We start from the raw sequence: 13,606 nt of genomic DNA on the forward strand, positions 1-13,606 counted from the left end.
TATCATAATCCGTTACGCTTTTATTACAACTTGCAAACGCTTTCAATAAATATATACATAACTTGTCTTTTTCCGATCGATTGGTTTTGCAGAAGCGGCTCCGGATACCCGGGGCCCTTTTACAAATAAATAAAGATAAGGAGGAATGGCAGATGAAGAAAGTCGGACAATGGAGTGTCATGGTCGTTCTGGTGCTCGGCCTTGTACTCCCCCCGGGACAAGGGGCTGTACAGGCTGAAGAGGATTCGGAAAGACCGGACCTTATGCTTCTTGAAAATGTTCCCGAAGCGGATGTGAGCGTAAAGGATGGAACGTTTGATTTGACGGCTCTGCATGTATACGGTGATGGATCGTTCAAAAAGGTGGAAGAGGGGCTGTCGTGGGCAGCATCGAATAAGAAAGTGGTCAAAGTAAACGAGGAGGGGCAGCTGACCTTCACAGGAAAACCGGGAAGATCGTGGGTGGCTGTTTCAAACGGCCGGGATAAAGATTGGATCTTCGTCTATGTCAAAGGCGGGAAGAAACAGGCGGATATCCACATTCAGAAGAATAGAGGGGAAAAGTATGACCTTATTCAGCATGCGATGGACGAGATGTCGATGGAAGAAAAAGTCGGTCAGATGCTGATGCCGGATTTCCGGAATTGGGATGGCAGAAATGTTACAAAAATGCTTCCTGAAATTGAAGATCTCGTGAAGGAGTATCACCTGGGCGGAGTGATTTTATTCCGGGAGAATGTGGTAACAACAGAACAGACGACAGAGCTTGTGGCTGACTATCAGAACGCAGCTGAGAAATATGGACTGCTTGTGACGATTGATCAGGAAGGCGGCATTGTGACAAGGCTGCAGTCCGGGACGGATTTCCCGGGGAATATGGCCTTAGGGGCCACTCGTTCGGAAGAGTTAAGCCGGGATGTCGGTCGGGCAATCGGAGAAGAGCTGTCTGCGCTTGGTATCAATATGAACCTTGCTCCCGATATGGATGTGAACAATAATCCGGATAATCCAGTCATCGGGGTCAGGTCCTTCGGGGAGAACCCGGAGCTTGTGGCAGACATGGGACAGGCGTATATGGCGGGGCTTCAGGAAACAGGTGTAGCAGCAACAGCAAAGCATTTTCCGGGGCACGGGGATACAGCTGTCGATTCCCACATCGGCCTCCCGGAAGTTCCGCATGACAAAGAACGTTTGAAGGAAGTGGAATTATACCCATTCCAACAGGCAATGGATGCCGGAATCGATGCTGTCATGACGGCTCATGTAACGTTCCCGGAGATTGATGATACCAAAGTCATTTCCAAAAAGGACGGTGAAGAAATCGCTCTGCCGGCCACTTTGTCAAAAAAGGTGCTGACGGGTCTGATGCGTGAGGAGATGGGCTATGAAGGCCTTGTCATTACGGATGCTTTGAATATGAACGCGATTCAGGAGCATTTTGGATCTGTGGATGCCGTCATCCGTGCCATTAACGCTGGAACAGATATTGTACTTATGCCGGTAGGACTGGAGGAAGTGGCGGGCGGAATTTATGAAGCCGTGGGCACAGGAGAAATCGAAATGAAAACCATCGAGGACTCTGTAGAGCGGATTTTGACAATGAAAATCAGGCGGGGAATCATCAAATCTGAACAGCCGCCTTCCCTTGAAGATCAAGTGGCGAATGCCAAAGAGGTCGTCGGTTCAGAAGAGCATAAACAAGTGGAAAAAGAAGCGGCCGAGAAATCCATTACTCTGGTGAAAAACGATCAGATCCTGCCCATCCAGCCGGAACAAGATGATCAAATTGTGGTTGTCGGTGATTCATTCAGCTCTTCTTTGGCGGAAGCTGTGAAGGACCTCCATGAACAGACCACATTGATTGATCACAACTCCCAGGCATTTACGAGCGAACAGCAGACGGCTCTGCAGGAAGCGGATTATATCATTGCAGGGACATATACGTACAATGTCTGGACAAGATCACCGGACCATCCTCAAATGAAGCGCATGAAGGAAATTCTGGAAATGGCAGAAGGGAAGGTTATCGGTGTGGGGATCAGAAACCCATACGATGTGATGGCTTATCCCGAAGTGGATGCTTATATCGCTCAATATGGATTCAGAAAGGCGAGCTTCACAGCAGCTGCGTCCACCATTTTTGGACAGAATCAGCCCTCTGGAAAACTGCCGGTGACCATACCGGGGGAAAACGGTGTGTTATATGAGTATGGAACGGGTTTGAGTTACTGAATCTTTTATAAAGGGAGCGATTCATTTGAAAAAATGGCTGGCTGCGGCACTTGTGTTAATCATGACATGGACGACGTTCTCGGTTGTAATGGCTGATCACAATGGAAGCAATGGAAAGCATAAAGGGCATTATAAAAATGGAAAAGCCTTTAAGCTTGGTGTGCAAGTCCTTCTTGATGACAAAAAAGATCTGATTGAAGGGAAAAAGGTTGGATTGATTACGAACCCTACTGGTGTGGATAAGGATTTGAACAGTATTGTCGATCTTCTCCATAATGATGAGGATGTAGATTTGACCGCTCTCTATGGACCGGAGCATGGAGTCAGGGGGAGTGCTCAGGCCGGGGAATATGTTGAATTTTACACCGATGAACAAACCGGCCTTCCAGTGTACAGCTTATATGGAGAGACGCGAAAGCCGACACCTGAAATGCTTGAAGGTATTGATGTGCTGATGTTTGATATTCAGGATGTCGGCACACGTTTCTATACGTACATTTACACGATGGCCTATGCGATGGAAGCGGCTCAGGAAAATGACATCCCATTTATTGTCCTGGATCGCCCCAACCCGATCAGCGGGGATAAAGTCGAAGGTCCGGTGCTGGATATGGACTACCAATCGTTTGTGGGGAATTATCCAATTCCTCTCCGTCACGGCATGACGGTCGGTGAACTGGCCAAGCTTTTCAATGAAGCCTATGACATCGGTGCCGACTTGGAAGTGGTCGAAATGAAAGGGTGGAAGCGCACGATGGACTATGACGATACAGGTCTTTCCTTTGTTGCTCCATCTCCGAACATGCCGACTGTGGATACCGCCTATGTCTACCCGGGTGCAGCTTTAATTGAAGGGACCAACGTATCAGAGGGCCGCGGAACGACCCGTCCATTCGAACTGATTGGCGCGCCTTTTATAAACAGTACGGAATTGGCATCGTCCTTAAATGACGCTCATCTGCCTGGTGTACAGTTTAGAGCGGCTTCCTTTACACCTTCTTTTTCTAAACATGCGGGGGAACTGTCGCATGGGGTGCAGATCCATGTGACGGACAGGGATGAATATAAGGCTGTGGAAACAGGTCTGACACTTGTGAAGACCATTCATGATTTATATCCGGACGATTTTGCTTTTCGTGCAGAGAACAGTGCCGGCATTTCCTTTTTCGATTACCTGATCGGGAATGGATGGGTGCGCGAGGCGATTGAGAACGGCAGATCAGTGGAAGATATTCTGGAACAATCGGAAGCTGATCTGGAAGATTTCAAGGATGTGAGAGAGGACTATCTCCTTTATAAATAGTGTTCTGCCCCTGCTTGGAGGTGAAAAGTCCAGGCAGGGGGTTTTTTGGTGTAAGCGTTATTTTTACATGAATTGATCAGATGTGATAAAATTTGTAAATATTCATACATATTTGACAAAAACTGTACATGAAAGAGGGGAAGGTAATGAGTCAATCCGCTTTACTTAAAAATTTTTGGCATCGGATGTGGGAGCTTCATCACGAAGCCAAGAATCTGCTGACATTTGCCTCGGGAGGATCGGGCTCTCCGGAAAGGACGGATGCCTCTACGGCCTCCAGTGGGGAAGATCCTGGGCCGGCTTTTGATACGAGACAGAAAGCCGGACTTATTCTGGGGCCGCTTTTATTTGTACTCACGCTGTTATTTCTTGAGGCGGACGGTTTGTCATCCAGTGCGGTTGCTGTGCTGGCCAGCACCCTTTGGATTGCGACGTGGTGGATTACCGAGGCTGTTCCGATTCCAGCGACATCGCTGCTTCCACTCGTTCTTTTTCCAATCACGGGCGGCCTTGATGGAGGGACGACGGCTTCATCCTATGGAGATAATACGATCTTCCTATTTATGGGCGGCTTCCTCATTGCTTTATCGATGCAGAAATGGAACCTGCATAAACGGATTGCCCTGTTCATCATTAATGCCGTCGGGACGAGTACAGAGCAAATTGTTCTTGGATTTATGGTCGCGACCGGATTGTTGTCCGCCTGGATTTCAAACACGGCGACAGCGATGATGATGGTGCCGATTGGCATGGCTGTTATCTATCAGGCTTCTGAACAACTGAAGGAACAGGGGGAAAGCGTGGATCACAGCAATTTTAACTTCGGCAAAGCCGTTATGCTCGGTGTCGCCTATAGTGCTTCCATCGGTGGATTGGCGACACTGATCGGTACACCCCCGAATACGATTTTCAAAGGGATTGTGGAACAGACTTACAATATTGAAATAAGTTTTGCCGGCTGGATGGCCTTTGGCGCCCCGATTTCCATTATTTTTATCGCTCTGACGTGGTTTTATTTAGTGAAGATTGCGTATCCGATGAAAATCAAGGAACTGCCGGGCGGTCGTAAAGTGATCAACAAGGAAAGGGAAGAGCTGGGGGCCATGTCATCAGAGGAAAAAGTCGTGATGACAATCTTTACGCTGACAGCGGCTGCATGGATTTCGCGTTCCTTTTTTCTTGCTCAAATGAATGAAAACATTAATGATACGATGATTGCTATGACAGCTGCTGTACTGCTGTTCCTCATTCCTTCATCGAATCGGAAAGGCGATTATCTGCTCGACTGGGATACGGCGAAAGGGCTTCCTTGGGGAATTCTCCTTTTGTTCGGGGCCGGGCTTGCCATTGCTTCCGGATTTCAGGAAACCGGTCTGGCCGAGTGGATCGGGACCCAATTGACCGTGCTTGACGGAGTCAACCTATTGGTGATTATTGTGATTGTCACAGCTATGGTCATCTTCCTGACAGAGATTACTTCCAATACAGCGACAGCAACGATGATGTTTCCGATCATGGCTTCCTTGGCCGGGGCGATTTCTGTCCATCCGTACAGTTTAATGATTGCGGCAGGGATGGCTGCCAGCTGTGCGTTTATGCTGCCTGTGGCTACACCGCCCAACGCTGTTGTCTTTGGTTCGGGGTATCTGCGCATTCCTGACATGGCGAAAGCCGGTTTTCTATTGAATATCGCCGCCGTGGTCCTCATCACTCTGGCGATCTATTTCTATCTGCCGCTGGTATGGGATTTAGATTTGACCTCTATTCCGGAACGATTCAATTAAATGAAAGTAGTGGATACTTTGGAAGGGACTGCTGAACACCATCAACCTTATACACCATCGGAAGCGGGTTTCTGGCGAGTGACCATTGCCTTGATGCTTGCTTCTCTGTCTATTTTTTCAACGCTCTATGTCTTTCAGCCGCTGCTGCCTGTTTTTACAACCGAGCTGAATATTACAGCCACCCAATCCAGTTTATTGATGTCGGCCTGTGTCACGGCTATGGTCCTCGGTTTATTTATTCTTGGCTTCGCTGCGGATCGGTACGGGCGGGCACTTGTGATGCGCGGGTCACTCGTTGGGACAGCTCTTAGTTTAATCCTTATTCCTATGACGCCGGATTTTGAATGGATGGTCGTCCTCCGTTTTATACAAGGATTCTTTTTAGCTGGTATACCAGCAGCTGCCATGGGGTATCTGGGCGAGGAAGTGTCGTTCAGGCATATCGGCCTTGCGATGACGCTGTACATTTCCAGTAACGCTCTTGGAGGGATGGGAGGGCGTGTGCTCGGAGGTTACTTAACGGATGTGTTTGACTGGCAGGTGACACTCTGGGCGTTTTCGGTCTTTGGAGTGGTGGCTGCGGTTTTATTTCTCCGGCTGTTCCCGCAAGAGCGTTTCTTTGAAAAGACAGAACAAAATCTTATCGTCGATTTAAAAGGTATGCTGATCCATTTGAAGAGTGTTCCGCTGCTCGTGCTGTTCCTCCTTGGTATTTTGATGCAGACGGTTTTTACAGCGGTATGGACGTACCTGCCCTTCTATCTGGAGGGAGATCCGTTCGACTGGCCTTTGAAATGGATTGCCTTCACCTATTTTGCCTACCTGTTCGGTGTGGTCGCCCCTCCTGTGGCAGGCAGGATTTCGGATCAGATCGGCTTGAAGAAGATGATGTTCACTGGTGTGACGATTTTCCTTACAGGGACAGCTTTAACGGCTGTACGGGAAGGCTGGAGCATCATGATTGGGCTGTCACTCTTATGCATGGGGTTTTTTGTGGCTCATTCGATGGCTTCTGCCCTTGTCAGTAAAACAGCCACCCACCACCGAAGCGGGGCGTCGGGGTTTTATTTGATTAGCTATTATCTCGGAGTCGCTATAGGAAGTACAGCCGTGGGAAGGTTGTGGGAGGAATTCCAATGGTACGGAGTGCTGAGCGTTGTCTTTCTTCTAGTGTTTCTGTATGTGCTTTATCCCTTTTACAAAGATGCCTGATAGGTAGAGTTTCATCTGCGCGTTCTTCACGTGATAAGATAGGGAAAGGGAGAGGATCATATGCATCATGTTCAAGGAACTACAGTTGACGCTCAGACACGCTGTGCGCACTACCACAGCGATATTGATATCATTGCCATTAAGTTTCACTGCTGCAGGACGTACTACGCCTGCTGGTCCTGCCATGAAGAGCAGGCCGGCCACCGGCCCTCGCGCTGGCCTGGGGATCAATGGGATCAGAAGGCGGTCCTCTGCGGAAACTGCAGACATGAGATGTCCATTCATGAGTATATGAATACATCCAATTGTCCGTCCTGCCGCCATAGGTTTAATGAACGGTGCAGCCTTCATTATCCATTATATTTTGACATGGAAAGCCGCCCGGAAAAGTAGGGCGGCTTTTTTGTGCAGTAAAAAAAGCCCCGGAACCTAGGGGGGGACCGGGACTGCCTGCAGCATCATTTGTTCATTTTGAAGTGCGCATTTAACTGACCACGCAGCATTCGTTCCATAACCTTGCCTTTTTTCGTTTTCTGCAGATCCTTCCTGATTTCATAGGTCTGCACACCTTCCTCGCGTTTATCTGCAATTTGTAGAAGAGTTTCTACATCGGAAAATGAATACTTACGCGTCCCGCGTTTTGTACGCTCCGGATAAATAAGTCCTCTTTCTTCATAATAGCGGATCTGTCTCAAGGATAGGCCGGTCAACTCATTGACCGTTCCAATGGAAATAACCTTCTTATGTTTATACGACATGTATTCTCCTCCTTGGCGGCTAAGGACGGTTCAATCGTGCTACAAGGGTTTCCAGTTCAGTCAAGGTGAGGGTATAGAGTATTTCATCAGCCGCCTGATAAATTCCAGCTTCAATCAACTTTTGAATATAGTACTCTTTCATTTGGTCAACGGCCGCTCGCAAGTGGTAGGACATGTTACATCACTCCCGTTCGGAATCCATTTTTTTTTTGAGTTATATTCAGTCTAATAGGAATCGTTCAGCTTGTCACTCTATATGTTAGAAAATCTAACATGAATTTTACAGATGTGAGAAGATGTTCCGTTAATCCCCTTATATCCAAGGTTTTCGAGCTGAAACCTATCATTAAGATGAGGGGGAGCCGGTGGAGGAAAACGTCGTAATGGTGTTGCTGGTCTCCGTACTGGATCCATGACTACTTTCTCTACCTGTTACGTCTGCCTTTTTCTATAGGCTCTGTTAAATTCTGTTGTTGATCTTTTAAACGATTACTAAATCGTCTCCGTCTGGAATCAGGGGGCCGGTCTGTTGTTTACTCAGGGCATGGGACGGCAGGGAAAACCGTCCGCTTTCCGCGGGGAACGATGAGCCTCCTCGAACTTCGTTCTCCGGGGTCTCACCTTGTTCCTTTTTCCCGCAGGAGTCTACCTGTTTTCCCTGCCATCCCTTTCGTAGTAGTTTAACGGACTTCTTTCTGACTACCCTTCTTTGAAGAGGCGGCCTTGGGAATGGCGGGACTCCTGTGGAGTGAAGGTACATCGTGAGACCCCGGAAGGCGCAGCCTGAGGAGGCTCACGGTACCCCACGGAAAGGGAGTCATTCCCAAGACCGCCTCATACAAATCCCATGACAGAAAGGGGTGATAGGAGTTCACATGTTAAATAACAACACCAAACTATAACAGAGCCTTTCTATAAGAATATAGTAACCCCTGTTTACCAAAGAAAGAAAAGGTGAATAGGAAAAGAAAAAAGGAACGTGATACTCATGTGGATCAAACATCCATATTTTAAATATGTGACAGGGGCTGTGCTTTTTCTAATTCTCGTTTATTTTCTTGAGAAGCTGGATTTTCTCTATCCGGTAAAGACCATTTTCGGTACACTCTTTTATCCGATTTTAATTGCCGGCTTTCTTTTTTACATACTCCGGCCTGTTGTAGAGGTTTTAAGCAGGATGCGTTATCTTCCTAAACCGGCGGCGATTCTTCTTGTCTTTGCAGTCATTGGTGGGGCGTTATATGCGGCCGGCCGGGCTTTGTATGAAACCATTCAAAAACAGATCAATAACATATCCCAGCTGCCTGACAAGGTGAAAAAGACAGCCGAGGAAGCCTCCGATACCTTGGAAAAGAATGATATGGGCATGGTTTCCGGAGCGAGTATTCAACAAAGGGTGACGGAGTATTTCGGCGGGCTTACCCAGCAGATCGGCAGTCATATGTCCGAGATCTTCTCCACCATTGCAGGGGCCGCTTCCGTGCTGGTAATTGTCCCTTTCGTCTTATTCTTTCTATTGAAGGACGGAAACCGCCTGCTGCCATTTTTGAAGAAAGGACTCCCTGAGAAGCTGAAGCCCCGGGGAGAAAAGCTGTTGAAAGATGTAGATAAAACTGTTTCTTCCTATATTGTCGGACAGGTAACGGTGGCGGCAATCGATGGGGTGCTCACTTATATCGGGTACGTGATCATCGGTCTTGATTTTGCTCTTATCCTCGGGCTCTTTACAGCGTTTGCCTGCATCGTCCCGTTTGTCGGTCCTGTCATCGGGGCTGTGCCGGCCATCGGTGTAGCTCTGATGCAGGAGCCTTCCATGGCATTTTATGTCGTCATTATATTCGTTGTCGTGCAGCAGCTGGAGGGGAATCTTGTAGCGCCTTATGTTTTTGGTGAGAAATTGAATATTCATCCGCTCACCGTCATTCTGCTGCTTGTCGTTGCTGCGCCTTTATACGGAGTGGTGGGCATGATTATAGCTGTTCCCACTTATACAGTGATTAAAGTCATTTTGAAACACAGCTATCAAACGTATCAATTGTATTATTCGAAATAAGAGAAAGGCCTGGAAGGATCGCTTCCGGGCCTTTTTTATGTGGTTTATACAAAAGATAAAAGAAGAGGGGAGTTTCAGAGATAACAGAAACAGCCTATTGAATTTTTATTCGATAGATTGTATAGTTACTTAATATCAGAAATGTTTATTTATGCAATCATATTTATAAAAATGTCGAAGGAGGAAGAATAATGGAACTACAACAGGCGGAAACAAGAAAGACAACAGGAGCATCTGCTTATACAACAAAGCAGTGGATGAAATTCATCCTTCCTTCTATCATTGGTATTCTATTATTTCTCGTCCCCATTTCCGTAAATGGAAAGGTAACAATCGGCCTCGGTATTCTCGCTGACGGACTTCAAGGGGCTGTTGCTGCATACATCCCGGACTTTATGACGGGGGTTATTGTCCTCTCTACACTAGGGACATTCATTGTAAAAGCTGTACCGGCTGAAAAGAGAAAACCGGAAAAGTTCCTGTTTCAATTATTTGATGTCGGGCCGTTGTGGATGGCCTTCCGAGTTCTGGGATCGGTCTTTGCTGTTTTGACGCTCACACAGACAGGTCCTGCTGTGATTCAGTCGGATTTGACAGGAGGCGTCGTATTAAATGATTTGATCCCTGTATTGATGGTCTGGTTTTTGTTCGCCAGTCTATTTATGCCGCTTCTTTTGGAGTTTGGGTTGATGGACTTTATCGGTACGGTGGTGCGGAAGGTGATGCATCCGTTGTTTAAGCTTCCCGGCCGTTCTTCGGTAGATGCCATGGCTTCCTGGATGGGGAGCGGGACTGTTGGTGTTCTGCTGACGACTCAGCAGTATGAGGGCGGATATTATTCCAAACGTGAAGCGTCTGTGGTGGCTACGAACTTCTCGATCGCCTCCATTGCTTTCAGTTTAGTGATTGCCAAGTTTCTGGCTATCGATCATCGCTTCGTTGCGTTCTATTTTACAGTCGTCGTCTGTGGAGTAATAGCCGCAGTTATTTGTCCACGTATCCCTCCATTGTCCAGAAAAAAGGAAACGTACTACGGACCAGCCGGGAAGCAGATTGATGAAGTGGTACCGGAAGGAGTTTCCTCATTTAAATGGGGGTTGGAAAAGGCCGTGGAAAAAGCCGATCAGGTGAAGAGTCCAGGAACGGTTGTAAAAAAGGGCATCTATAATGTACTGGATATCTGGCTTGGATTGATTCCTCTGGTCATGGCTCTTGGTACTGTTGCACTTATAGCTGCCGAATTCACACCCATCTTTACGTATTTATCCTATCCATTCCTGCCGCTGCTTCACCTGCTCCAGATTCCTGAAGCATCAGCCGCTGCGCCGGCGATGATTGTCGGCTTTGCCGATATGTTCCTTCCCGCTGTTGTGGGCAGCGGCATTGAATCTGAACTGACCCGTTTCATTATCGGGGTCATGTCTCTTACTCAATTGATCTATATGTCTGAGATCGGAATCCTCCTGATCAAATCGAAAATTCCAATCAACTTTGTTGAATTGTTCATTATCTTCCTGCAGCGGACACTCATTACACTGCCTGTTGCAGCCTTGATGGCTCATCTTTTCTTCTTTTAATACCGTTACTCATAAAAAAAGGCGCCGCTGATCATCAGCGGCGCCTTCACGTTTATTTTCAATAGGGGAGGTCATTACATTCATAGGTTTCGCCCTGCGTGTTCATTTTATGGGGGCCTTTAAAGCGTTCCTCCGTCAACGTTATAAAAAAAGATCTTCTACCGGCCGGTCGAATGTTTCTGACGCTTGATATCTACGGCGATGTTAGGGTAGAGTATGAAAGGATTCTAATCTTGAAGAAAGAAGGAGCATGTATGGAAAAAGAAAGTAAAATCAAGGGAAATGGCTTAGCCTTAATTCCTTTTCTCGTCTTTATCGTCCTTTTTATCGGGTCTGGGGTATGGACCGGGGACTTCTACCAAATGCCGGTGCTTGTCGCCATTTTCGCAGCGATTTTAACGGCGCTGTTGATGAATAGAAAAACGGATTTCCAGACCAAGCTGCAGCAGTTTACAGAAGGAGGCGGACATTCCAACATCATTCTGATGGTCGTCATCTTTCTGCTCGCCGGTGCTTTCTCCACCGTCGCCGAAGGAATGGGAGCTGTGGATTCGACGGTTAACCTCGGGTTGGCCGTTCTACCGGGCCAGCTGCTTATTGTAGGTCTGTTCCTTATTGCCTGTTTTATCTCCATTTCCATGGGGACGTCTGTCGGAACGATTGTTGCGCTGGCGCCGATCGGTGTCGGCATTGCTGATCAGACAGGAGCGGCTCTGCCGTTAACGCTGGGAGCGCTTGTCAGTGGGGCGATGTTCGGCGATAACTTATCTATTATCTCGGATACCACCATTGCCGCTGTCCGTACGCAGGGAACAAAAATGAAGGATAAGTTCCGGGCCAACTTCCTTATCGTACTTCCAGCAGCCATTCTCACAGCAGTCATTTATGGTGTGTTGACAGCCGGTGCTTCCGGGAGTGCGCAGGGAGAACAAAGCTTTGAGATCATAAAAGTTCTTCCATATCTCGGGGTGCTTGTATTTGCTGTAATGGGGATCAATGTCATCTTTGTTTTAATGGGAGGCATTATTTCCGCCGGGCTGATCGGCCTTCTTATGGGAGATTTCTCAGGAATGGAACTTATTACTCTCCTTGGGGACGGATTTGCCGGCATGCAGGAGCTTTCTCTGCTTGTTATCCTTCTCGGTGGTCTGGTTGAGCTGATCCGCAGAAATGGTGGGATCGATTTCCTGTTGGAGAAAATCAGCAGTCGTGCCCGCTCCAGCCGCGGCGGTGAATTCAGTATTGCTGGTCTTGTTGCCGCTGTGAACGTGTCGACAGCGAATAATACGATTTCCATTATTACAGCAGGTCCGCTTGCTAAACAGATATCATCAAGATTCGGTATTGATGCGAAGCGGTCAGCCAGTGTCCTTGATATCTTCTCGAGCTCTGTGCAGGGGCTGATTCCTTATGGGGCTCAGGTTTTATCCGCCGCCAGTGTAGCGAGTATTTCACCTGTCAGTATTGTCCCGTTTGCCTTTTATCCTATTCTGCTGGCGTTATCAGGCATCCTGGCCATTCTGTTCCGATTCCCACGCTCTCATGCAAATCAGAAGTAAAGCACTTGAAAAAGCATCAAGCCCCGGCTTGATGCTTTTTAGTTTGTCTGGAGTTTCCCGGCAGCTTTTTTAATGGAGTCCCACGCTGTTTGCTCCCTGTTAATGTAACATTCACATAAAAGGGACGGCTCTACGAAAGAGAAGCCCTTTTTCTAACATTGAAAAAAGGGCTTCTCTTAATGGGCATTGACCATTGGTTGTGTAGAAAACCGGGAATGGGTCCATGCCTTCTCCTATAGAAATGGGGTTCGTCATCCGTTCTGATTGACGGACAACAACGCCTGTTTTAAGTCATTGTATGTTTCAAGCTCCTTAAAGCTGATCTCCGAATCAATGGCAGCCATAGCCATTTCCGTCCGGATACCGGTCATAACGGTCCGTGTGCCGAGGAGTTTGATGGTTTTCGTTAAATTGAACAGGTCATGAATAAATACCTCATCAAACGTGGCAATACCGGAGAAGTCAATAAACAATAAACGCAGGCTGTGTTCTTTGACCTTATGAAGAGTATGGTCTTTAACGATTTCAAAACGGTCCGGTGAGAATTCGCCGACAAGAGGCAGCACGGCCTGGAATTCATCAATCAGCACCACGGGTGTGGATACTTCATTCAAATCTTTCTCGATTTTCTCATGCTCCTGCTCTTTCAGTTTATTATAGTTATCCGTAGTTGCCCTTATCGCCGCATCAAAGGCGGTTACAACTTCTTCTGTGACAAGAAAGCCTTCCTCGACCTTTGCTTCTTTAATCATGTCCGATCTTCTCATATGCTTCATTAAAGAGAGACGGAATACGCAGAGGACATCCACCGTCTGTTTGAGAAGGACGCCCTGGGAGTAGAGGAAATTATTCGTATCATAACCGATTTCAGCGGCATTGGTTTCCTCAGGGTGCTGCAGAAGACTTCTCGCCACACGGTCAAGAAGCAGGGACAGCATATCGAAGTGATAATTCAATTCCTGATCGGTATAGTCGATTTCTAATTGATCCAATGTTGCGGGAAGCAGTTCACTGACGAGTTTTGTCTGATTATCTTCAAAATATTGCGCAAGTCGCTGGTTTAAACTGTCCATGGTTGGTCTCCTTCCAATAAGCAGTATTGTACCTATACCCTTTTTTTACTGCTGTA

Annotated in this window: 11 protein-coding genes; 8 read left to right on the forward strand and 3 right to left on the reverse strand. The window is 47.4% G+C overall.

Annotation, left to right across the window (positions count from 1 at the left end; translation table 11 throughout):
- The first annotated feature begins 152 nt into the window (after positions 1 to 152).
- From GLV97_RS10030 to GLV97_RS10050, 5 genes are all read left to right on the forward strand, one after another.
- Complete coding sequence (locus GLV97_RS10030; RefSeq protein WP_160889601.1) at positions 153 to 2,231, forward strand: glycoside hydrolase family 3 protein; 2,079 nt, start codon at positions 153 to 155, stop codon at positions 2,229 to 2,231.
- 25 nt (positions 2,232 to 2,256) lie between these two features.
- A complete protein-coding gene (locus tag GLV97_RS10035) occupies positions 2,257 to 3,534 on the forward strand; it encodes an exo-beta-N-acetylmuramidase NamZ family protein (protein ID WP_237418605.1) in 1,278 nt (425 codons plus the stop codon).
- Between the two features lie 146 nt (positions 3,535 to 3,680).
- The gene (locus GLV97_RS10040; RefSeq protein WP_160889602.1) at positions 3,681 to 5,318 is read left to right on the forward strand and encodes an SLC13 family permease; all 1,638 of its coding nucleotides are present in this window, start codon (positions 3,681 to 3,683) and stop codon (positions 5,316 to 5,318) included.
- A complete protein-coding gene (locus tag GLV97_RS10045) occupies positions 5,319 to 6,530 on the forward strand; it encodes an MFS transporter (protein WP_160889603.1) in 1,212 nt (403 codons plus the stop codon).
- 60 nt (positions 6,531 to 6,590) lie between these two features.
- On the forward strand, positions 6,591 to 6,923 hold the full coding sequence (locus GLV97_RS10050; RefSeq protein WP_160839015.1) for a CHY zinc finger protein: 333 nt from the start codon (positions 6,591 to 6,593) through the stop codon (positions 6,921 to 6,923).
- 65 nt (positions 6,924 to 6,988) lie between these two features.
- Here GLV97_RS10050 and GLV97_RS10055 read toward each other — a convergent pair whose 3' ends face one another.
- Both GLV97_RS10055 and fbpA read right to left on the reverse strand, forming a co-directional pair.
- Positions 6,989 to 7,288: a MerR family transcriptional regulator gene (locus GLV97_RS10055; RefSeq protein ID WP_160839013.1), complete on the reverse strand. Its 300-nt coding sequence runs from the start codon at positions 7,286 to 7,288 to the stop codon at positions 6,989 to 6,991.
- A gap of 19 nt (positions 7,289 to 7,307) precedes the next feature.
- Complete coding sequence (gene fbpA, locus GLV97_RS10060; protein ID WP_160839011.1) at positions 7,308 to 7,463, reverse strand: Fur-regulated basic protein FbpA; 156 nt, start codon at positions 7,461 to 7,463, stop codon at positions 7,308 to 7,310.
- An 813-nt stretch (positions 7,464 to 8,276) separates the two neighbouring features.
- Here fbpA and GLV97_RS10065 point away from each other — a divergent pair.
- The 3 genes from GLV97_RS10065 (at position 8,277) to GLV97_RS10075 (ending at position 12,477) form a co-directional block, all read left to right on the forward strand.
- Entirely contained in the window at positions 8,277 to 9,341 is a 1,065-nt protein-coding gene (locus GLV97_RS10065) for an AI-2E family transporter (protein ID WP_160841396.1), read from the forward strand.
- Between the two features lie 191 nt (positions 9,342 to 9,532).
- Positions 9,533 to 10,918 carry a YjiH family protein gene (locus GLV97_RS10070; protein ID WP_160889604.1) on the forward strand — a complete coding sequence of 462 codons (1,386 nt, stop codon included), beginning with the start codon at positions 9,533 to 9,535 and terminating at the stop codon, positions 10,916 to 10,918.
- Positions 10,919 to 11,172: 254 nt separating this feature from the next.
- On the forward strand, positions 11,173 to 12,477 hold the full coding sequence (locus GLV97_RS10075; protein ID WP_160839005.1) for a Na+/H+ antiporter NhaC family protein: 1,305 nt from the start codon (positions 11,173 to 11,175) through the stop codon (positions 12,475 to 12,477).
- A gap of 251 nt (positions 12,478 to 12,728) precedes the next feature.
- On the opposite strand, the gene GLV97_RS10080 is transcribed toward GLV97_RS10075, so the two are convergent.
- On the reverse strand, positions 12,729 to 13,550 hold the full coding sequence (locus GLV97_RS10080) for an STAS domain-containing protein (protein ID WP_160839003.1): 822 nt from the start codon (positions 13,548 to 13,550) through the stop codon (positions 12,729 to 12,731).
- Positions 13,551 to 13,606 lie beyond the last annotated feature (56 nt).

It is taken from the genome of Halobacillus litoralis, from assembly GCF_009856355.1.
GTDB lineage: Bacteria > Bacillota > Bacilli > Bacillales > Halobacillaceae > Halobacillus > Halobacillus litoralis_B.